The organism is Micromonospora sicca, from assembly GCF_003172935.1.
GTDB classification, from domain to species: Bacteria; Actinomycetota; Actinomycetes; order Mycobacteriales; family Micromonosporaceae; genus Micromonospora; species Micromonospora sicca.
Genome location: NZ_QGKS01000220.1, coordinates 1 through 1,681, shown reverse-complemented (window position 1 = coordinate 1,681; position 1,681 = coordinate 1). Strand labels below are relative to the sequence as shown.

General features: G+C 76.4%; 1 protein-coding gene. It reads left to right on the top strand.

From position 1 onward, the window contains the following. Positions 1-399 precede the first annotated feature (399 nt). Positions 400-1,681, top strand: a 1,282-nt coding sequence (locus DKT69_RS15035; protein WP_109802179.1) for a ribonuclease D, incomplete at its 3' end; no start/stop codon positions are given.

The window sequence follows — 1,681 nt, the reverse complement described above, 5'->3', positions numbered from 1 at the left end:
GCGGGGCGGGGACGGCCGCCGGGTAGCCGGGAACGACCGGTCGGTGCGGCTCGATCCGCGGCGGCAGCGGGCCCGGCCGCTCCGTCTCCGGGCGTTCCGCGCGGCTGCCCTCGACGCCCTCGTCGGCGCCGTGTTCCGGCGTGCCGTCGCCCGACCCGTACCCAGCCGTCATGATCGCCACGTCCTCCCCGTAGACGCCCCTGCCGCGAGCCCGCCGAGGCCCTCGGCCCCCTCGGCGGCTCGATGGACCGTACCTGCGTGAACGCGGTTTGTCTCCCCCGATGTCCGACCCTGCCACGTCGGCGCCACCCGACCCGCCACGACACCCGACGGCCATCGGATCGACACGCACCCGACCGGCTGCGCACACCGGATCCGGTCGCGCACTAGGGTTGTCAGGTGACCGACGAACCACCCCTGCGCCGTCGGCCCGCCGAAAGCCGTACCGGGGAGGCAGCTCAGCACCCGTCACCGGCCGCGCCGGAGCCGGTGGACGCGGGGACCGAACCCACCAACGGCGGGCCCGTACCGCTGACCGCGCCACGCGAGGGCACGCCCGCGCCGGTGGCCACCCCGAGCGAGCTCGACGAGGTCGTGGCCCGCTTCGCGGCGGGCACCGGACCGGTGGCCCTGGACGCCGAACGCGCCTCGGGGTACCGCTACAGCCAGCGCGCCTACCTGGTGCAATTGCGCCGGGCCGGCTCCGGCACCGCGCTGATCGATCCGCTGCCGCTGCCCGACCTGGCCGCCCTTGACGCGGCGATCGGCGGGGCCGAGTGGGTGCTCCACGCGGCCAGCCAGGATCTGGCCTGCCTGGCGGAGGTCGGGTTGCGTCCCCGACGGCTCTTCGACACCGAACTGGCCGCCCGGCTGGCCGGGTTCGAGCGGGTCGGCCTGGCCGCGCTGACCGAACAGCTGCTCGGCTACACCCTCGAGAAGCACCACTCGGCGGCGGACTGGTCCAGCCGGCCGTTGCCGGAGTCCTGGCTGACGTACGCGGCACTGGACGTGGAGATGCTGGTCGACCTGCGGGACGCCCTCGACGAGGAGCTGCGCCGGCAGGGCAAGTCGGCGTGGGCGGCGGAGGAGTTCGCCGCGCTGGTCCGCACCGGCGCCCGTCCGCCGCGGGTGCGCGCCGAACCCTGGCGGCGTACCTCCGGCATCCACCGGGTCCGGGGCGCGCGGGCGCAGGCGCGGGTCCGTTCGCTCTGGTACGCCCGGGACCAGATCGCCGCCCGGCGGGACGCGGCCCCGGGCCGGGTGCTGCCCGACTCGGCCATCGTGGCCGCCGCCGAGCTGGACCCGAAGGACGAGAAGACCCTGCTCACCCTCCCCGGCTTCGGCGGGCGGTCGGTCCGTCGGCTCGCCCGGACCTGGCTGGCGGCCCTGGACGACGCCCGTGAGCTGCCGGAGGACGCGCTGCCGGCGGCCCCGACGGTGGAGGGTCCGCCGCCGCCGCATCGCTGGGCCGAGCGTGACCCGGTGGCGGCCGGCCGGCTGGCCCGCTGCCGGGAGGTGGTGGTCCGGATCGCCGGCGAGCACACCCTGCCCCCGGAGAACCTGATCGCCCCCGACTCGATCCGCCGGCTGGCCTGGCAGCCCCCGGAGGAGATCACCGACGACACGGTGGCGGAGACCCTGCGCGGCTTCAACGCCCGCGAATGGCAGATCGCCCTCCTCC